Source organism: Streptomyces sp. NBC_00727, from assembly GCF_045161745.1.
In the GTDB taxonomy this organism is placed as follows: domain Bacteria; phylum Actinomycetota; class Actinomycetes; order Streptomycetales; family Streptomycetaceae; genus Streptomyces.
This window is the reverse complement of the sequence record NZ_CP108981.1, coordinates 6,420,185-6,438,531: the sequence shown is the minus strand read 5'-3', so window position 1 is coordinate 6,438,531 and position 18,347 is coordinate 6,420,185. Positions and strand designations below refer to the sequence as shown.

Here is an 18,347-nt window from a genome sequence, read left to right as displayed (position 1 = left end):
ACACCGAACGTGCTTCTGTCGGTATCAACAAGCGGTATCGGGTTGACCCTTTATGAGGTGATATGTTCCCCGTCCGTCCAGAAGGAGGGGAATCAGCTTCCTGGCCGGCTGCCGCAGGGGCACGTACACCCCGTCGCCGTCGGGGTGGGAGGTGACGGCGTGCAGCGCGAGTTCGTCGCGGACGCGGGCGAACTGCTCCTTCGTGAGGCGGTAGCCGCAGGGCGGGTCGGTGAGGGTCCGGTCCGGCGCCGGGGCCTCGTCGTCGGCGCCGCCGAGGAGGACGGGCCCCAGGTCGTCCGAGCCGGCCGCGCGGGAGTGCGCGGTGGCGGCGGCGATGCCCGCGCGCCGCTTGTCCGCATACCGGAAGAGCGCCTTGAGGGCGACGAGTTGGGAGGCCACCCGGCGGCGGCCGGCGAGGGCGGGGTCGGCGCGCTCCTCGGTGGAGAGCGCGTCCGTACGGGATTCGACCAGCAGCGCGACCGCGTGTTTGAGGCCGGCGATGTTGCGAAGGATGCGCTCCTGGCCGTCGCCCGCGGTCCGCTCGACCGGGCGGCCGGTGTCCGGGTCGGTCCACACGCCGTAGACGCCGGTGCTGAATCCGGCGTCCAGGGCGGCCGGCCGCACCCGGTCCACCGCGAGGTCGTGCGCCTCGTCGTGCAGCCGTTCGTCGGTGTTGGGGTTGCGGGGCCACAGGACGAGCAGGTCCTTGTCGTAGTACGGGGCGGTGGCGCCGTACTCGTGCAAGTCCTCGATCACGTCGGGCTCGTAATCGCGCAGTACGGCGGCCAGGGCCCGGGCCTCGGCGCTGCGCAGGGCGAGGTGGTCCCGGTTGACGTCCACGCCGTCCCCGTTGCCACGGGTCCCCGCGGCCAGCCCGTCCGGGTTGGCGGTGGGCACGGCGAGGACCTCGGTCCGGGCGAGGAAGGCGCGGGTACGGGCGTCGGTGGCGTAGGCGAGGTCGCGGACCGTGCTCAGGCAGGCTTCGCGCGCGGCGGGCTCGTCGCCGTGCTGGCCGCAGACCAGGAGCACGGTGAGTGCGTCCGGCTCGGTGCTGCCGACGCGGACGAGGCGCAGCGGGCGCCCCTGGGCGGTCGTGCCGATCCGCCGTACGGAGACCCGGTCGCCTCCCCGGGCCAGGGCCGCGAGCAGCGACGCCTCCTCGGACTGCCGGGTCCAGCGCGTCCCGCCGGAGATCTCGAAGCCGGTGCGGGGTGCGGTGGTGCGGGCCGCGTCTGAGGGGACGGTGAGCAGGGGGACGGTCAGGGCGGCGGAGGCGGCCGCCAGAGCGAGATTGCGGACACGGCCGCGCCGGGGCGGCCGCCGTCCGCCGCCTGTCGGCGCGATCGGCATGGGCGGAAGATACTTCGGCGCCGGTACGGGCAACAGACCTGTGCACGCCCGGTTTCCGGAAGCGGGCACGCGGACCCGGCCCGTTGGGGCCCGTATTGAGTTGTGGCGCGGCGTCGCAACTCAATACAGGCCCTAGGCTGGCGGCGTTGTTCGCGCCGATCGGCCGGCCCCGGCCGTTTCCGGCCCCGCCGCGTCCCGAGGAGCGTCCCTTGCCCGGTCCGTCCCCCGATGCCCCGCTTCACGCGCGCCCCACGCTGGAAGCGGTGGCGGCCCGTGCCGGAGTCTCCCGGGCGACGGCCTCCCGGGTGGTGAACGGCGGCGCGGGCGTCCGGCAGCCGCTCGTCGACCAGGTGCGCAAGGCGGTCGACGAACTGGGCTACGTCCCGAACCACGCCGCCCGGACCCTGGTGACCCGGCGCAACGGGGCGGTGGCCGTGATCATCGACGAGCCCGAGGCGCGGATCTTCTCCGACCCCTTCTTCTCGCAGCACATCCGGGGCATCAGCCGGGAACTGGGCTTGCACGACGCGCAGTTGGTGCTGCTGCTGGTGGAGGGACGCGGGGACTTCGAGCGGGTCAGCCGCTATCTGGCCGGGGGCCATGTGGACGGGGTGCTGGCCTTCTCGCTGCACACGGACGACGAACTCCCGTCCGCCATCCGGCGTTTCCGCGTCCCGGTCGTCTACGGCGGCAGGCCCGGGCGGCCGGGCGCGCCGACCGACGCGGCGCCCTTCGTGGACTGCGACAACCGGGGCGGTGCCCGGGAGGCCGTCCGCCATCTGGCCGGGCTGGGCCGCCGGCACATCGCGCACATCGCGGGCCCGCGCGACCAGACCTCGGCGCTCGACCGGATCGACGGCTACACCGACGTCCTGCCCTGCGCGGAGCCCGCGCTGCTGGCGGACGGCGACTTCACGGTGGAGGGCGGTGCCCGGGCGATGGCGGACCTGCTGGAGCGGCGGCCGGACGTGGACGCGGTGTTCGCGGCCAACGACCTGATGGCGTCGGGCGCGCTGCGGGTGCTGCGTGAGCGGGGGCGGCGGGTGCCGCAGGACGTGGCGCTGGTCGGGTTCGACGACATGGAGTCGGTCGCCGAGGCGACGGACCCGCCGCTGACGACGATACGTCAGGACGTGGTAGGCATGGGCCGGTTGATGGTCAGGCTGCTGATGGAGCGGCTGGAGGACGGGGGCGCGGGGCCGGAGTCGGTGATCACGCCGACGCAGTTGGTCCGCCGCGCCTCGGCCTGAGCCCGCCGCTGCGGGCCGCCCGGTGCGCCGCCCGGGCCCGGCGCGCCCGGGGCAGGTAGCGCAGGCGTTCCGGCAGCGCCGGGACCACCACCCGCACCACCGCACAGAACCGCCGCAGCGCGCGTTCCCGCGCGTCCGTCCACTCCAGGCCGATGGCCTCGCGGGCGTCGGGCGGCATCAGCCCGACGGTCAGGAACGCGCGGAACCGGGCGAGCGGCGGGAGCAGCACCGGCCACAGCGCCCTGAGCAGCAGCCGCAGCGGCCACGGCCCCCGGTCCGGCGGCGGGACGGCGGTGTCGGTGGCGACGAGTTCCGCGACGACGGGCGTCTTCTCGATCTCGTCGGCCAGCACGGCCCGGCAGTAGGGCCAGAACTCCTCGATGGTCTGCGGCATGTCCCGGTCGTGGATCCCGAGCACCCGGCCCACCTGGAGCCATTCCGCGTACAGCGCGCGTTCCTGCTCGCGGCTGAGCGGGCGCAGCAGATAGCGGGCGCCGTGCTGGTAGACGGGGAACCCGGTGGCGTGCACCCAGGCGTAGTTGGCCGGTGACAGGGCGTGGTAGGGGCGGCCCCGGGTGTCGGTGCCCTGAATGGCGCGGTGCAGCCGGCGGAGCCTGCGCCCCTCCTCGGCCGCCTGCTCTCCCCCGTACACCCACAGCTGGAGCGAGCTGAGGGAGCGCTCGCCGCGTCCCCACGGGTCTGTACGGAACACCGAGTGCTCGTCGACGCCGGCGCCGACGGCCGGGTGGGCGACCTGGAGGGTGAGGGCGGCGGGCAGCATCAGCAGGGCCCGGATGTCCCCGGACAGGCTCCACAGCACGCCGCCGGGCGGGGGTGGGGCGGGGTCGTTCCTGCTGGCTGCTGCGCTGCTCATGCGGTGCTCCCGGCGGTTCGGCGGGAGCCGGACCGAAGCGCCCGGCCCCGCGTGGTCCAGTATGCGGGCCGCTTGCGGGGCGTGCGCGGCGGGCTCCCGCCCGCGGTGTTGACGGGGGCGATGAAACAAGTCGATAGTATTTGTAACTTTGACTCCCCGGACCAGACGCCTCGTCATATCGCTTGCTGTGCACGGCGGTTGAGGGGAGCCGGACACGGACAGGAGGGCGCACCATGGGCCGGTACAGCCGCCTGCGTGAGATCCGCCGGATGGATCCGGCGCGGGACTACGCCGAGATCCTCCGGCTGATCTCGCAGTACGAGTTCCCGTGGGACTACCGGCAGGGCGTGAGCGTGGCGTTCCTGCGCGATTACGGTGTCCCCAGGATCTCCGTACTCCTCGACCGCACCCAGGAGTTCGAGCGCAACGGGCAGAAGCGGTACGACGACACGGTGCTGATCGGGTACGAGATGGCCGTCGACGGCTTCGACTCGGAGCGGGGCCGGGCGGCGGCGCGGCACCTGAACCGCATCCACGGCAGGTACCGCATCCCCAACGACGACTTCCGCTACGTGCTCGCGACCACGGTCGTGGGGCCGAAGCGCTGGATCGACCGGTACGGCTGGCGCCCGCTGTGCGCGCAGGAGGTGCAGGCACTGGCGGAGGCGGGGCGCAGGACCGGGGCGATGATGGGCATCGAGGACGTCCCCGGCACGTACGAGGGGTTCGAGCGGCTGCTCGACGCCTACGAGGAGCGCATGTTCGCGTACGACCCGGCGAACCGGCGGGTGGCGAGCGCCACGTTCCGGGTGATGGCGAGCTGGTATCCGCGCCCACTGCGGCCGTTCGTCGCGCGGTTCTCGCTGGCGCTGCTGGACGAGCCGCTGCTGAGGGCGCTGGGGTTCCGGCCGCAGCCCCGGTGGATGCGGACCTCGGCGTCGGCGGCGCTGCGGCTGCGGGCGCGGTGCGTACGGGGAATGCCGGCCCGGCCGCGTCGTTTCCCGTCCCGGCCGCAGCCGCGCTCGTACCCCTTCGGCTGGCGGCTGGACGATCTCGGCCCGCACTGGGCGCGCAGCCGTCCGCTGGAGCCGCTGCCCGACGAGGTCGCCGCCCGGCCGGGGCCGGAGTGCGGCTGAGGTGCCCGGTCAGGCGGCGAGCAGCGGCACCAGGCAGCGGCGGGCGAAGTCGCGGACCTGGGCGTCGTCGTCGAGTTCGAAGCAGCTGACCGGGTTGAGGAGGAAGGAGACGGTGATCCGGACCACGAGCTCGGCGACGGGTGTCGGGTCGGTCTCCGGCCCGCCCTCCAGGCGCCGCACCTCGCGCAGCCGCCCGGCCAGGTAGCCGCGGATCGCGAGGAAGGCGGGGCCGCTCTCCACGGTGAGAAAGGGCAGCATGGTCTCGGGCTCCAGGCGCAGCAGCCCGCCGATGAGCGGGTGTTCGCGGATGTGCCGCAGCACGGCCGCGAAGCCCTCGACGAGCCGGTCCTCGGGGGTGGGCAGCGCGGCCACGGCCTCGTCGACCTCCACGACGAACCGGCGGTACTCGCGCAGCAGGCACGCAGAGACGAGGCTGTCCTTGTTGCCGATCCGCCGGTACACCGTCACCCGGGAGACCCCGGCGCGCTTGGCGACGTCGTCGACGGTCGAGCGGCGCAGCCCGAAGGTCATGAACTGCTCGCGCGCGGCATCGAGGATCTGCTCGCCCAGCGCGTCGGTGGGCCCGCCGGTCTCCTGGGAGGGGGGCGCCCCGCCGGTACCGCGTGCCGTCATGGGCCCTCCCCCGTTCCTCCGGATCGCCCCACGATAGGAGCCGGAACAGAGTGACACGCGGCGTACTCCCGTACCAGGCCGGGGCGGGGCGGCTCCCGAGACGGGTGGCCGGCTCAAGGGCCCGGTCGGCCACGGCGGCGAGGCCCGTGTCGATGGCCTCGTAACGCACGGGGACGCCCTTGCTCCCCCGGCGCATCCCGCGCTGGCCCACCAGGTTCGCCACCCGCCGGTACGGGGAGACCTGCACGAACTGCACCGCGCCGAGGCCGAAGTCGTTGTGCGCGCGGTCGCGGTGCCAACTGCGGTACGCGGCCTCAGGTCGGGCCGGCGGCGGGAGAGGGCCAGGACGAAGCCCTTGCCCCAGCCGCCGAGGTCGTTGCGGACGTGCACGATCACCTTGACGCCCTTGCCCTGGGGAGCGGTCGCGTCCCCCCGCACGTACGTGATCTCGGACATGCGTTCAGGTGTGACCGTTCGCGATAGTTGGCGGATGCGTGGAGGCATTGGCGCTGGTCGCTCGCCAGCTGTTCAACGTAGTTGGCGGAGCCCGTTCCCGATAGTTGGCGATCCGGGGCTTAGCTGCTCACGGAGCGTCGCTGCTGGTGCCGTCTCTCCCACGAGGCGAGGTTTCTGTGGGCTGCCTGCCGTAGAAGGTCAGCCACCGCCTTCCAGGTGCGATCGGGTGGGCAGGAGATGCGTTGGATGATCTTGGAGTCCTGTTGCGTGAACGTCCGACCCTCGGGCGAGTGAGGCGGCAGGAAGCATGGGGCGAGTTTCCATTCACTGCCCGTGAGGTGTGACCAGACGAACGCGGAGGAGCACTCGCGGAACTGGTCGTCTGACCGAACGATCCTCGTGGTGGGGACGGTGCGGCAGATCTTGTTCCAGGTAGCGGTGGAGAGGTTCCAGGGCTGGAAGGACTCGCGGCGCTGCCTGTAGTCGACCTGCTGAGGCAGAGCGGCGATGTGTTCGGCGAGCTGTTCAAGGGCGCCGGCCAGGTCGTAGGGCTTCTTCTGGAAGATCAAACGGAGGGGATGTAGCGGGGCGGGGAACGGGCCGAGCCAGTTGGTGGGGATGCCGAGGAACCGGGCGGCTTCGTCCATGCGCATGCCGGTGACAGCTTGGACGAGTTGAACCGCGACTGCTCTTCGCAGCCCATTGGTCTGCGGTGATCGTGGCAGGAACTTCGGACGGGAGGCCTGGCTGAGGAGGGTGAACCACTCGTCAGGGAGGTGCTGAGGGATGTTCTCGGCCTGGTAGCCACGTGCGCGGACGGGGATGACGCAAGCGGTCCGATCGGCTTGATCGGACGAGCCGGGAGGATGTTGCGCGGGGAAGCGCCGTCTGAAGGCGTTGTCGATCTCGTGCCGGATCAAAGGGGAAGCGTCGCGTTGCAGAGTGACCCATGTTGCGCCCCAGCGGCGATCGGGGGTCTCCGGTGCGTGCTCAAGCAGGGAGGTCAGGGTCTCTCGCAGTTGGTGGACGGGTTGCCGGAGGTGGGTGTGAGCGATGGTGAGCAACGCGGCCGTTGCCGCTGAGGATCTCGGTTCGGTGCTCCAGAGGCTGGGGTGGCGGCTCCCTCGGTGGGGTGGTTTGCCGTCAACGGATTCGGCTGCCTGCTGCTGGGCGGCGTGGTGCTCGTCAAGGGCTGCCGTCAGCACGTGGGGAAGGTGGGTCGCGTCTGCAGTGTGTGGCCAGGTCGCGTTGACGATCGAGGCCGTGACCTGCAGGTCCGCGAACCTATGGAAGGCAGTCTGGGGAGTCGCGGACGGGCTGAGCCAGTCGAGGATCGTGCGCTGCAAGCCGTCCAGTTCAGGGCTGAGGCGGATCTGGTTGAGGCCGCTGCCGTCGTCGAGCCGGTGACCACAGAATGCTCTCCCGGCGCTTGTGCTGATGCTGCTGTTGCGGCATTGAAGTGGGTGGAGGCCTGCTGTCGATGGAGACGGAACGAGTTTGAGACGGCCCTCGGGGTGCCGACTCTGGGCAGCATGCTGGCAGGCAGGGCATGTGTCTTGGAGCAGGACCTGGTGTTCCAGGCATGCGAAGACGACGGGCAAGTGCCAGAGCAATCGCCAGGCACCTCCGTGTCGTTCCTGGATCACTGATCCGTCGCCCTTGAGGCAGGCCGGGCAGTAGCGAGTGGAACCGACGAGGAGCCAGGAAGGGAAGACGTTCCGGGCGCGGGGCGGGTCGTTCGGTTGTCGTGTGAGGGCTTCGGCGACGGGGGGATAGCGGCCGAGATAGGGCAGGAGTGTGAGCCGTTCGACGGTCGCGGTAGGCATGCGGGTCGCGTGCGCGAACGCGGACGCCTCAGGGGGCTCCATCATGAGCAGGTGGCGGACGGGCGACATTCCGCCTGTGACGCGGTAGGGGGTCAGGCCCGTGCGCCACGTGACGTTGCTGGGCGCGACGTGCAGTCGATGGGACAGCCGCAGGATGAACCCGGCCATGCTCTCTCCCGGCAGCGGGATCAGGCTGCGGGGCATGGGTTCGGCGGGCGGTCGCTGCATCAACTCGCTGCTTCGGCAGGAGCTTCGGGGTCGACTCGTGGCCCGCGGTCGTCGAAGACGGTATTGCGTGCCCTGCGTGTCTTCCTGGTGACCTTCTTGCCGTCGTCCGGCTCGGCAGGGACATCTGTTGGTGCCGGCCCGGCCTCCTCAGCGGGGATATCCCGGCCGATGATGATCTCGTCGAGCAGGTTCTCGGTGATGATCTCTTTGCCGGTGGCCATGGCTTCCTGAGCGCCCTCCTCAAGAAGCCGGCCGAGTAGACCGATGACCCCTCCGGTGCGGTTCATCAGGTATTCGGGCATCGAGCCGTTTGTGAGCATGCCCTTCTTCGCCTTCAAGAGCCGCAGGTGGGCCTCGGCTCCTCGCAGGTGCTTCACGAACGCCTGGATCTGGGAGGGCGTCGAGTAGGAGAAGTGGTCGAGTTCCACGAGTTCGAAGCGCCGCTCGATCTGGGTGACTTCGAGGCCGTGGACGCGTGTGGTCTCCAGCGGTGGCAGCACCCATTGGCGGTCGCGGCGGCTGAAGTGGGCTTCCCGCAGCAGGCCGGTGCCAGGGATGTTGACTCCGGTGAGGATGAGCGTGACGTTGAAGCTCATCAGGGCCCGGATGAGGTCGAGAACGTCCTGATCGTCGGCGCGGTGCATCCGCAGTCGGTTGATGTCGTCGATGATCAGAACCTTGACCCCGTGGTCTCGCAGGCAGTCGGCGACCAGTTGGATCAGTTGAGGGAGCGTGAATTTCCAGCGTTCGGGCCCGAAGAAGTTCAGGATCGACTCGCAGAGACTCTTCGGGGTGGCGGTGACAGGCGTTTGGACATAAACGACCGGTGCGTGCAAGTCCGACGTGCCCGGGACGGATTCCGGGTTGAGGTGGTGGTGGAAATCCAGCCACTGATCCTCGAATGCCGCGGCAACCGAGCAGACCGTGGCGGTCTTGCCGTCGGTAGATGTCGTAGTCCGAGCGTCTGTCGGTCGGCAGCATCTGGTACTGCCTGATGGTGAGCCGAGGCGGCGGGATGAACTGGTCGCGGGTGGTGCGGTAATGCTGCCAGCCGGTGAAGGAGTGCCGGTGCGACTCGGGGCCAAGGATCATGGCGGCGATCTGGCGGCGGGAGGGCAGGCCGTCCAGCTGTCCTGCCGAGAGGTCGTCGAGCCTCACACATTCTCCTCGGTGTCGGCCGTGTCCTCATCCACGTCTTCGTCGCCCGCCAGAACGGACGGCATCAGGAACAGATGGCGGCTTTTGAGAGATTCGTTCAGGAGCCGGGGCACGGACGTGTCGGCGGCAACGGCAGCCTCCCGGCGGCGGCGCCGGTCGGCGGTCACGGCCTGGCCGACCGTGCGGGCCTGTTCCTGCCAGTCCTCCGGCTCGGCAGGCCGGCCCGCGATCCGGTCGGCGGCGGCCGTCTCGGCGCGGGAGATCTCGCGCGAGCGGGCGATTCGGGCGCGCTTCTGCGATTTCTTTCTCGCCGTTTTCCCCTTCTCCTGTTTTTCGTCTCGCTGGGTCGGCCACTGATCGACGGGTGCCGCCTCGCCGAGGATCTCCAGCAGCAGTGACAGAAGGTCGGCGTCCGAGCGAGGAGCGAGTCGGCGCTGGCGTGCGGTGGCCAGCACTTCGGCCGCGGTCTTGTCGGAGAAGGCCGGGACTTCGCCTTCCGGGGGAAGCCCGGTCCATCGCAGCACATGCCAGGATTCGTGATCGTCCGGGTCCTGGAGGAAGACCCGGCGCCGGTCCCGGCGGTCACTGCTGACGACCCACTTGTCAGCGTGTCTGCCGCCCCGGCCCGAGGGCCGCAGGAATCGGGACTCCTGCAGAAGATCTGCGTAATACCAGAGCCCGAGGATCTTCACACCGCGGCGGGGGTGAACTTGGACGTGGTGCTTGGGCAGGACCTTGTAGTAGAGCTCAGGGCCGGGAATCTGCATCGACCAGCCGCCCTGGTGCATGGCCGCGGCGAACAGTGAGTTGGGGCTGTGGTCCTCTTCCGGCCCCCAGGACGGCGCGTATTCACCGAGCCGGTGGTTCTGCCAGACCTTCACGATCCAGGTCGCGATGAGGTGTTCCATCTGCGAGCGGGTCATCACCGCGTCGGCCTCCGGGTCGGCGCCGCGGTCAGCGCCGTCCGTGCCGGTGAAGCCCAGCAGATGCTCGAACAGCATAGTCTTGAACGCGGAGAAGGCCCGCTCGACGGCGAACTTGTCGCTGGCCCGGAAGGCTCGGGCCGGAAGGATGTTGCAGCCCAGGCTCCGTTCCGCCTCCACCAGGTCGTGGTTCTTGTAGACGCTTCCGTGGTCGGTGGTCACCATCTCGGGTGCGAAGAAGGGAGGGGCGGCGACGTCGTGTCCGGCGAACTCCGTGATCACTCGGACGGCACCCCTGGATAGGGCCATTCCATGTCCTGGCCCCAGCCCTCGCGCATCGGCAGGGGCAGCATCACGTCTCTGAGCAGCATCGCGACATCGACCGACGTATCGGACTCCAACGTCAGTCTGAAAGCCGGGGCAGAGTGTGTGTAGAGATCGAGCCCCAGCTTGTGGAGGTAGTTGAGAGCTGACCGTTGACCGCCGGTGGCGGGTCCTGGTCAGTCTCCGTTGAACACCAGGTAGCGATGGGAGAGCCGTTCGACGGTCCGGGCCAGGGCGAGCACTTCTTCGGCTGCCTCCGCGACGGCGGCCGGTGCGCTCGTGCCCAGCTGGGTGAGTTCGGGGATCACCAGCCGCATCTGGGAGCGGTTGAAGACGGTGTCGTCGTACTTGTCGACGTAGCCGATCCCGGGCAAGCCGTCATTCACCGCGTGCTGGCAAAGTGCGTCGAGTGCCGGGTGACAGCAGGTTGCCTCGATGGTCCCGGTGTAGCTTCGAATGATCACGCTCATCCCCATCAGGTCAACCTATCGGGGACTATGAGGGCAAACCCTGATGTTTTCTGCTGGCCCACCCGCTGACGATGTCCCTGGGACCTGACATGATGTGCACCATGACGCAGACCCGAAAGGCCAATGGCGCGTAGGCCGCCCGGTGCCATCCGCTCTCAGCGGTGGCCAGCCCGCAGCGATGCTCTTCCCATCCGCCAGATTCCCGACATTTCCCGCCGAACCCGGTCAGCCATCCACCGGATCGAAGCCCAGCATCTCGGGCGCGGTGCCGTCGCCGAGGCCCTGCACCGATACGAGCGCTTTCTCCACCAACCCGGCCGATACCTCTATCTGCCTTGGGACGACTGCCCCTGCTGCGACCCGACGGACGCTCGGGACATCCTCGAAGACGCGCTTCGCCGACTGCCGCCTGCAGCCCGGGCGGGGCTCCGCAGGATCGTCGCCCGGCTGGACGAGGAGTTCCTCCGTCGAACCCTGCCCGATCCTCGGGCCACGTCTGTCAGTTCATGGCATGCGGCAGCGTGGTGGCGACAGAGAATCCGGGAGATATGACCGCTGACCTACTGCCGGGCGGCGTTCTTCTCAACCACGATGAGACGGACATCATCGAGCGGGCGCTCTTCATCGCCATCCATCACCGACGCCCACCTGCGGACGCTGATCCTTCGGTGGACACGTGCCGAGATCTCTTCCATGAGCTTCGTCGCGTCAGGGCGACGGAACAGCTTCCGGCCTCCGACGATTCTCACGGGCCCACCGCTGACGGAGTCCGACTGCGGCGCGGGCTGGTGAACCGCGTCCTGATCTCGGGGACTGGCTGGTCCACCGCCCGGTCGGTCCTCCTCTTGGCCTGCTTCGACGACACCTTGTGCGAGCACGACTTCCAGACCATCGTGGGTTGGTCGCGGAGCGACTTCCACGCCCTTGCCGCGGAGTGCGAGGTCACCGACGCCGAGAGTTTGAGGGCCGAGCTGTTCCGGGCCCGCGCGCTGGAGGACGGTGTCCGACACCGCAAGCTTCTGACTTTCGCACTCGACCACATGGGCATGGAGCCGACCTGCAGGGACGTGGAAGCGGTGGAGCGAAGCCTTTCCGCTCTGGCCAGCACTTGCGATGCGGAGGTCCTGACCGCTCTGCTCGCCAGAACTCGGGCCAGTGCCGTGGGAGTCGGACGACGATCCAGGAACGCGGAGTCTGGTCGCCGCGGCCGACGGGCCGGCTGGTGAAAGCCGTTCGTCGTGCTCCGTGCCACCGCCGACCAGCTGAGACCGGCCGGTCGTCATCGGTGTCCAAGAGGGCCGACACGGTCAATACGGATGATGTTGCCGCTTGCTTCCAGGGATTCGCGCAGGCGGGCGTTGTCGACGGCGAGGCGCTGGATCTGGGCGGCTGCGAACTGGAGGTTCTCGGTCAACGACCGGTTGGCGCGACGGAGTTTGGCGTTCCGGGCGGCGAGGACCTCGTAGGGGCTGGGCCCCATCTCCGCCGTGGGGCGGGGGGACGGCCTGGAACGGGCGGCGGAGACTTCCTTTGCCAGGTCGGGGAAGTGACGGCGGAAGGTGGTGTTGCTCAGGTCGAACTTCGCGGCCAGGGCCAGGACGCTGGGGCGGGTGCCGTTGTCGTGGCACTCGTTGACGTACTGATCCAGGACGCGCCGGACGTGGGCCTCGGAGGGGATGTCGGCGGGGCGGCTCACGCGGACTCCCGGGTGGCGGTGTTCTCCAGCAGGAACGTGGTGATCTCGGTGCGGCGGTCTTCCAGCCGGTGCCGCAGGAGTGGCGGCAGGGTCGGGCGGGTGGCCAGGCGGCGGGTGATGCGGTCGATCTCGCGTTGCCAGGCGGCCGTGTTCTCGGGGGTCAGGGCGACGTTGCGGCAGGCCAGGGGCTTGCAGCCGCCGTGGTCGGGTAGTCCTTCGCTGCGGCTGTGGCGGGCGCGTTCACACAGGGCCTTGGCGTGGTCGTGGACGCAGGTGATGTACTGCCCGGGATAGACGGCCGGGTCGTGCTTGGCCATGAGCCGTCGTAGCCGGTTATCGTCCAGCACGACGGCGCCCTGGAAACGGGCGCGTTCGCCGAAGCTCTCCAGGCGGCGGGCGGCCTCCTCGGCTGCGGGGCCGGTGAGGTGGGTGTGCTCGTGGGCGTCGATCGCGGCCATGAGATGCTCGCCGCGAGCCAGGGCCTGCTCGCTCTCCACCTCGGCCCGGAAGCCCGACTCGCTGGTGCCCGCGTAGCCTTCGAAAACCTGGATGCAGTGGTGCCGATAGGCCAGGGCACCGGCGATGACGCCGCCGGGACGGCGTGCGATGAACCAGGCCAATGTGCGCCTGAACTGGCTGTTTTTCAAATGGAAGGGCTGCTGGTTGACCGTCGGGATGCCGTCGGTGCGGCTGTGGCGCCGGCAGTACTCGTTGATCCAGGCTGCGAAGGTGTTGAGGCGGGCGTTGGTGGCACCGCTGGTCAGCACCTGGCTGACCGCGTTGCGCTTGACCCCGGGGCTGTGTTCCAGGCGGGCGAAGAGGTAGTCGGTGCCGGGCGGCTGCAACCGCTCCAGGACGGCGATCGCCCGGGCTGCGGGTTCGCCGATGCTCCAGGTGGCCGGGACGCCGGCGGGGTCGTCCTCGGCCTTGAAAGCCAGGCTGTCTATCTTCCAGCGGTAGGGCGTCCCGTCCGCGTCGCACTCGGTCCTCAGCCCGCCGCGTCTCAGATGCTTGAGCTCGCTGTCGCGGGCGCCGGAGAGGAAGGACAGGACGAGGTAGCAGGAGTCCTGGAGTATGCGGGCGAGCGCGGCGAGGCTGTCGGCTTCGGTGTGGTCGGCCAGGATCGCTGCGATCCACGGCTCGTCGTCGAGCCGGCCGAGGATCGGTAGGTCGCTGACGATCTGGGGTGTGAGGCCCACGATGGCGGCGGCCTCGTCGATCAGGTGCCGGTAGCGGCCGAGAGAGATCGGGCTGCGGCCCAGCGCCTGCGCGACCCCGGTCGTGCTGGGCTCGCCGCGCCAGCCGGGCAGCGGCTTGCCCCCCGCGATGTGTTCGGCCAGCCAGGCCCGCAGCCGGATCGGCAGGTCGCCGTAGACGTGCGGCTCGGCCGGTGCCGGCGGCGGGGTCCGCCAGTGGCGGTCCGCGGCCAGGATGTCGGTGGAGAACTCGTCGATGAAGCGCGTCGCCCAGACGAACAGCCGCCCCAGCACTTCTTCTGGGATCCGTGCGGTGGCGTTCTCGCCGCTGTGGGCCTTGGGTTCGCTCCAGCCGTCGATGTGGCGCGGGTCGAAGCGCAGGACGTCCGAGGAAAGGACGCTCCGCCAGAGCCAGAACTTGCGCGCGGCCGAGCGGGCTCTTTGCCGGGCGTCGGCGGCGGGCAGGGACTGGATCAGGAACCGCTGGAAGTCCTCCAGGTCCCGGCCGGTCATGGCATCCAGGCGTCGGGGGCGGGCCGCTGCCCAGCGCAGGAACCGAAGGTACTCGGTGAAGGCAGTGCGGATGGTGGCGACATCGGGCCGGTCCTCGCCCGCCGGGACGGTTCCCGAGAGCATCTCGTAGCAGAGTTCCTTGGCGACCTGCCGGTGCGTGGTGGGGATCAGGGTGAAGTCGAGGATGAACCGGCGCTCGTGCTTCTTGAGCATCGCCGGGCCCAGGACCCAGACGTCGTCGCTGAAGCGCGAGGTGTCCTCCAGCACCGTGCCTGCTCGCAGTCGGCGGGCGTGGAAGACGAAGGGGTCGGTGCCGTCCGCACGGACCTGCGGGGGCGAGGGGAGGTGCGGCAGGGCCCGCAGAGCGGTGGTCACGGCAGTTCCCATGGGTTCTCGATCAGGTCCAGGAGGGCGTCGTGCGGCTTGTCGGCTTGGGCATGGTGGAGTTCGGCGGGGGTGAACTTGGCGAGGATGTCCTGGCGGATGGCGACCCAGGCCGGCCCGTAGCGCGGCCGCCAGAGCTCTTCGGCCAGTTCACGGCGGCGCTGGGCCAGGGCGTCGAGCAGAGCCAGCAGCCGCGGCAGGTGGTCGCGGGTGACCAGGCAGTTCCCGCAGTGGAAGCAGTCGAGGAAGGTGACCTGGCACGCTTCCCCGGTGAGGGGGTGCTGGTCGTGGTCGACGCAGGCCGTCCAGCCGGTGTCCAGCTCGCCGTCGGCGGCCTGGCGGGCCTTGTCCGGTCCGATTCCGCTCTCCTGCATGGCCGCGGTGTCGACAGGTCCCGGCAGGACCCGGGGCCCTCCGCCGGCGGCTTTCGCCGCCCGCTCGTGGGCCTGGCGTGCGGTCTGCTCGGCGTCGACCAGGGCCTCGCCGAGGACTTCCTCGGCCCAGGCCGTGATGACGGGGTCGCCGCTGAGGTAGTTCCGGAACAGGACCGGCATGCTGTTGGACTTGGCGGCCGAGGGCAGGTGGCCGCCCATCCGCTTCGTGCGCCGCACCTCCATGCTGGTCTTGATCCGGTTGAAGCTCACCTGCAGAGGCAGTCCCTGGACCGGCAGCGTCGGTGAGGTGTCGTCAGGCCCGGCGGTGGCGGGCTGGGGGTCGGCCAGCAGTGGCCGGGGGCGGTTCGCCGCCCAGGCGGTCGGCAGGATCGCGGTGGAGCTCAACGAATCCTGGAACGGGGCGAAGTGGTTGTCGGGGACGCCGAGCCCGGCCGCGTATCCGTTGCGCCAGACCGACCACAGCAGCGGCGAACCGCACCGCTGACGGCTGCGGGCCGTCAGTTCCAGCATGAGCAGGTAGAAGCCGCCCGGGTTGTGCAGTTCACGGCCCGGGGCCCCGATCTCCCAGGTCACGGTCTCGAACCAGCGCCGTGTGCCCCGGCGGCGCTTGACGATGACCAACTCGACCGCCCGATCCTCCAACACACGGTGCCGGAGCGGGAGTTCCTTCATCGTCTCGCCGTTGCGCTCCGACAGAGCCGCGGTGAGCATCATCAACGGCGGCACGTCCCGCAGGGTCAAGAACAGGCGCCCAGCGAGTTCCCGGCGCTCGGGGCAGAAGGGACTGGGCCGGACCGCGGGCGGTGTGGGGACCTGCCCGGTGGCAGCCATCCGCTCCAGCACCCGGCCCAGGTTCCGATCGTTGTCGTCCAGGGCCAGCGGGTTGGTCTGGTAGCGGCGAAGCAGGTCCTCCCCGGCCCGGATGCGGTCGCGGATCCTGGCGGCGTCCGCCCGCAGTGCGGCCAGGAGCCGGGCCAGTTCCCCGTCGGAGTATCCGGTGGTCAGCCGCTTGGCCCCGTTCCCGGGCGGCGACGGTTCGGCGTCCGCGCGTTGCGGGCTGACCAGCGGCCCTTGAACCGGCCGGAGGGCAAGCCGTCGGGACCGTAGCCGCGCAGGCCCACGTCCCGCCAGAGCCGGTAGGACGCAGGTGGGAGCCACTCGATGCGCTCGCCGCCCTCGTCGTGCGCGTAGGTCGCCGGGACCGTGCCCTCGGCGCGGACGGCCTGCAGTGTGCCCAGCGGCGCCGGCCTGCGGGAGCGGTGCGGGATCGGGACCGCTCCGATCTGGTTCTGCCGTACGGCCCACTCGAAGAACTGGTTGACGTGCGAGACCTCCTGGCTCCAAGTCCCGCCCGCCACCCTGGGCCCGGCCGGATCCCGGCGGCGCCACTGATGGAACGCCAGATGGTCGCCCTCGGCGGCCTGTCGCCACGACTTTCCGCCCCGCGCGCCGTGCAGGAAGTTCAAGAACCCCGCCAGTGCCCGGGCCCGGTTGGCGTTGCTGTTCCACGGCGCGCCGATCAGGTTCACCCGATGGAAGTACGAGTTGAGCACCACGTCGTACTCGTACCGAGGCGACAGCAGGAACGGCAGCCCATCGGGCAGCCCGACCTCGTCGAGCCATGGCGTCAGGTCTTCGGGCAGGTCAGCCAGCCAGGGCCGCACCGCTGCGGGCCGGGCGACGTCGCGGCTGGTGTAGTGCACCGTCCACGCGGATCTCTGCTTCACCGGCGCAACATGCGCGGTCAGTAACCAACCGTGCACAAGCGTGGGTCAGGGTCGCCGACACCGCCTCGCCGAACACGCTCTCCCGCAACTTGACCGGCAGCGGCGTGGAGTCCAGAGCGATCACCTGCCCCGGGCGGTGGACGATCAGTCGCCGTCCGACGTCCGCGTCCTCGGCGTCCTCAGCCGAACGGGCGTAACGGGCTCGAGCCCCGCCGCTTCCGAACCATTCCCGCCAGACGCGCATCAAGGTGATCCGCGACGGGATGTCCTTGACGGGGAAGGACGGGAAGGTTTCCCGGATGTACTGGTGCATAAGGCGATGCCGGGCGGCCATGGTGATCGAGGACCGGTTTCTGCATTCCCTCTTCACCGCGAAGATCGCTTTGCGGACTTCCTCAGTGACACTGGGATGGCCCCCGCTGCGGCGGGTCCAGCGGCCGTCTGCGCAGGCCAGCAGCAGACTGTCCCCGGATCTCGCGGACAGACGCTCGAGCGTTCGCTCGCTCATGAACCGGAGCCCCAGCATCTCGGCCTCCTGGCGCGGGAGGGCCTTCAGCTCGGCCGCCTTCGCTCGCCGGCGCTCGCTCAGCGACGTCCGCTCGGGATCGTAGGCAGGCCGTGGTTCACCGGGCCGGGCCCGGTCGGCCCGGCCGTCCCGGAAGCCGGTCTCCGCCTCCAGCACGTGCTCGGCCCTGATCTGGGCCCGTTTGAGCTGGTCTTCGGTCAGGTCGGCCAGCGACCTGGCCTGCCGACCGACGGGGACGAACGTCGTCGGCCGGTTCGCCGCGACCCTCGCATCCGGGTGGTGGATCAGCCAGCGGATCGACCTCGTCTCCTCCCGGCCCTCGCCGTCCGTCAGGACGAACCGGCTGAACTGAGGCTCCGCTGCTGCCACCGTCCACTCGACGCCGTTCAACTGCAGCACGCTGCCGATCTCCATGTCCAGCAGGCCGTGTCCCGCAGCCATCACGACCCTCCGGCCGACGCGCGGCCCCGCCAGATCAACGAGCCATCCCCCAGCGGACTGCCCAGATCAACACCGAGCCTCCGCCACCACAGCAGGTGAGTAGCGTGAGCACGGGCGACGGCCGGAAGGCGTGTCCCCTCCACCAGGTCGCCGAACGTGTCCACCCCGCGTGCAACAGCGTCCTCAAGCTCTCGCTGGAGGCCCAGCTGATCGACCAACGGCCGACGCTGCGACGACAGGTGGTCGAGCACGCTGTGGACGTGCGGCCGCCAGCCAGCCACGACCGAGTATCGCCAGCCGCAGGCAGACGCTGACTGTGCCGTTGCCGCGAACTTCATCGCGTCGCCGTCCTCGATCAGGCCCTTGGGGCGGACATCGAACAGCCACAGCCCTCCGTCGGGCATCACCGCAAGAAAGTCCGGGACGTGCCACCTCTTGCCTTCGCTGCTGTCAAAGTCGAGGCGAAACGGCTGCGGCAGGACTTCAGCGACCCCGAAGTAGTCCAGCGCCAGCAGAAGCTGTTGCTCTTCCAGCGACTCGAACCCGTGAAGCCGACCCGTCGACACCATGAACTGCAGACCTGGCCGGTGCCCCTGGTCAGCTCGCCACGTGAACCCCCGGATCATCTTGGACGACAGCACCGGCACCGAGGCCATGTCACGAACAGGCCAGGTCACCTTGCCCTCCCCGACCCGCCACGTCACTGTCCACCGACGCGGCCACCCGTCGTCAGTAACCAGCCTCGTCTCGAACTCGGCAAGGCCGACGTACGGAGTGAGCAGATCACTGAGTACGCATGAATCGGAACGGATCAAGACAGACGTCGTACGGAACACCCATC

General features: G+C 69.9%; 16 protein-coding genes and 1 pseudogene. 3 read left to right on the top strand and 14 right to left on the bottom strand.

What is annotated here, in order from left to right:
* Positions 1–24: 24 nt before the first annotated feature.
* The gene (locus OG242_RS29055; RefSeq protein ID WP_405900966.1) at positions 25–1,350 is read right to left on the bottom strand and encodes a M14 family metallocarboxypeptidase; all 1,326 of its coding nucleotides are present in this window, start codon (positions 1,348–1,350) and stop codon (positions 25–27) included.
* 209 nt (positions 1,351–1,559) lie between these two features.
* Here OG242_RS29055 and OG242_RS29050 point away from each other — a divergent pair, with 209 nt between their 5' ends.
* Positions 1,560–2,600, top strand: coding sequence for a LacI family DNA-binding transcriptional regulator (locus tag OG242_RS29050; protein WP_405900965.1), 1,041 nt, complete (start codon positions 1,560–1,562; stop codon positions 2,598–2,600).
* On the opposite strand, the gene OG242_RS29045 is transcribed toward OG242_RS29050, so the two are convergent.
* A complete protein-coding gene (locus tag OG242_RS29045) occupies positions 2,563–3,474 on the bottom strand; it encodes an oxygenase MpaB family protein (protein WP_405901757.1) in 912 nt (303 codons plus the stop codon). The two genes, OG242_RS29050 and OG242_RS29045, sit on opposite strands and share 38 nt — an antisense overlap.
* A 233-nt stretch (positions 3,475–3,707) precedes the next feature.
* Between OG242_RS29045 and OG242_RS29040 the strand changes: the two genes are divergently transcribed.
* The gene (locus OG242_RS29040; protein ID WP_405900964.1) at positions 3,708–4,610 is read left to right on the top strand and encodes an oxygenase MpaB family protein; all 903 of its coding nucleotides are present in this window, start codon (positions 3,708–3,710) and stop codon (positions 4,608–4,610) included.
* Positions 4,611–4,619: 9 nt separating this feature from the next.
* Here the strand turns inward: OG242_RS29040 and OG242_RS29035 are convergent, their stop codons facing one another.
* The 6 genes and pseudogenes from OG242_RS29035 to OG242_RS29010 all read right to left on the bottom strand — a co-directional run bounded on the left by OG242_RS29035 (position 4,620) and on the right by OG242_RS29010 (position 10,544).
* Positions 4,620–5,243, bottom strand: coding sequence for a TetR/AcrR family transcriptional regulator (locus OG242_RS29035; protein ID WP_405900963.1), 624 nt, complete (start codon positions 5,241–5,243; stop codon positions 4,620–4,622).
* Between the two features lie 112 nt (positions 5,244–5,355).
* Positions 5,356–5,699, bottom strand: a pseudogene (locus OG242_RS29030) (Appr-1-p processing protein); the annotation flags it as partial.
* Positions 5,700–5,818: 119 nt separating this feature from the next.
* Positions 5,819–7,729, bottom strand: a complete 1,911-nt coding sequence (locus tag OG242_RS29025) for a TniQ family protein (RefSeq protein ID WP_405901756.1) — start codon at positions 7,727–7,729, stop codon at positions 5,819–5,821.
* A 23-nt stretch (positions 7,730–7,752) separates the two neighbouring features.
* Complete coding sequence (locus OG242_RS29020; protein ID WP_405900962.1) at positions 7,753–8,838, bottom strand: ATP-binding protein; 1,086 nt, start codon at positions 8,836–8,838, stop codon at positions 7,753–7,755.
* Between the two features lie 69 nt (positions 8,839–8,907).
* Positions 8,908–10,116, bottom strand: a complete 1,209-nt coding sequence (locus OG242_RS29015; protein WP_405900961.1) for a hypothetical protein — start codon at positions 10,114–10,116, stop codon at positions 8,908–8,910.
* Positions 10,117–10,334: 218 nt separating this feature from the next.
* A complete protein-coding gene (locus tag OG242_RS29010; protein ID WP_405900960.1) occupies positions 10,335–10,544 on the bottom strand; it encodes a hypothetical protein in 210 nt (69 codons plus the stop codon).
* Between the two features lie 632 nt (positions 10,545–11,176).
* Here OG242_RS29010 and OG242_RS29005 point away from each other — a divergent pair.
* A complete protein-coding gene (locus OG242_RS29005; protein WP_405900959.1) occupies positions 11,177–11,854 on the top strand; it encodes a hypothetical protein in 678 nt (225 codons plus the stop codon).
* A gap of 53 nt (positions 11,855–11,907) precedes the next feature.
* Here OG242_RS29005 and OG242_RS29000 read toward each other — a convergent pair whose 3' ends face one another.
* The 6 genes from OG242_RS29000 to OG242_RS28975 all read right to left on the bottom strand — a co-directional run bounded on the left by OG242_RS29000 (position 11,908) and on the right by OG242_RS28975 (position 18,183).
* A complete protein-coding gene (locus tag OG242_RS29000; protein ID WP_405900958.1) occupies positions 11,908–12,324 on the bottom strand; it encodes a hypothetical protein in 417 nt (138 codons plus the stop codon).
* Positions 12,321–14,408, bottom strand: coding sequence for a hypothetical protein (locus OG242_RS28995; RefSeq protein ID WP_405900957.1), 2,088 nt, complete (start codon positions 14,406–14,408; stop codon positions 12,321–12,323). Before OG242_RS28995 ends, OG242_RS29000 begins: the two co-directional genes overlap by 4 nt.
* Positions 14,405–15,538: a hypothetical protein gene (locus tag OG242_RS28990; protein WP_405900956.1), complete on the bottom strand. Its 1,134-nt coding sequence runs from the start codon at positions 15,536–15,538 to the stop codon at positions 14,405–14,407. Before OG242_RS28990 ends, OG242_RS28995 begins: the two co-directional genes overlap by 4 nt.
* A 275-nt stretch (positions 15,539–15,813) precedes the next feature.
* Positions 15,814–16,539: a hypothetical protein gene (locus OG242_RS28985; RefSeq protein ID WP_405900955.1), complete on the bottom strand. Its 726-nt coding sequence runs from the start codon at positions 16,537–16,539 to the stop codon at positions 15,814–15,816.
* Positions 16,457–17,506 carry a hypothetical protein gene (locus OG242_RS28980; RefSeq protein WP_405900954.1) on the bottom strand — a complete coding sequence of 350 codons (1,050 nt, stop codon included), beginning with the start codon at positions 17,504–17,506 and terminating at the stop codon, positions 16,457–16,459. The genes OG242_RS28985 and OG242_RS28980 overlap by 83 nt, the downstream gene beginning before the upstream one ends.
* Positions 17,506–18,183 (bottom strand): TnsA-like heteromeric transposase endonuclease subunit, encoded by a 678-nt coding sequence (locus OG242_RS28975; protein WP_405900953.1) that lies wholly within the window; start codon positions 18,181–18,183, stop codon positions 17,506–17,508. The genes OG242_RS28980 and OG242_RS28975 overlap by 1 nt, the downstream gene beginning before the upstream one ends.
* Between the last annotated feature and the right edge of the window lie 164 nt (positions 18,184–18,347).

Coding starts and splice junctions, on each gene's coding strand:
- OG242_RS29040 (WP_405900964.1), top strand. CDS start 3,708: ATGGGCCGGTACAGCCGCCTGCGTGAGATCCGCCGGATGGATCCGGCG.
- OG242_RS29055 (WP_405900966.1), bottom strand. CDS start 1,350: ATGCCGATCGCGCCGACAGGCGGCGGACGGCGGCCGCCCCGGCGCGGC.
- OG242_RS29005 (WP_405900959.1), top strand. CDS start 11,177: ATGACCGCTGACCTACTGCCGGGCGGCGTTCTTCTCAACCACGATGAG.
- OG242_RS29045 (WP_405901757.1), bottom strand. CDS start 3,474: ATGAGCAGCGCAGCAGCCAGCAGGAACGACCCCGCCCCACCCCCGCCC.
- OG242_RS29035 (WP_405900963.1), bottom strand. CDS start 5,243: ATGACGGCACGCGGTACCGGCGGGGCGCCCCCCTCCCAGGAGACCGGC.
- OG242_RS29025 (WP_405901756.1), bottom strand. CDS start 7,729: ATGCCCCGCAGCCTGATCCCGCTGCCGGGAGAGAGCATGGCCGGGTTC.
- OG242_RS28980 (WP_405900954.1), bottom strand. CDS start 17,506: ATGGCTGCGGGACACGGCCTGCTGGACATGGAGATCGGCAGCGTGCTG.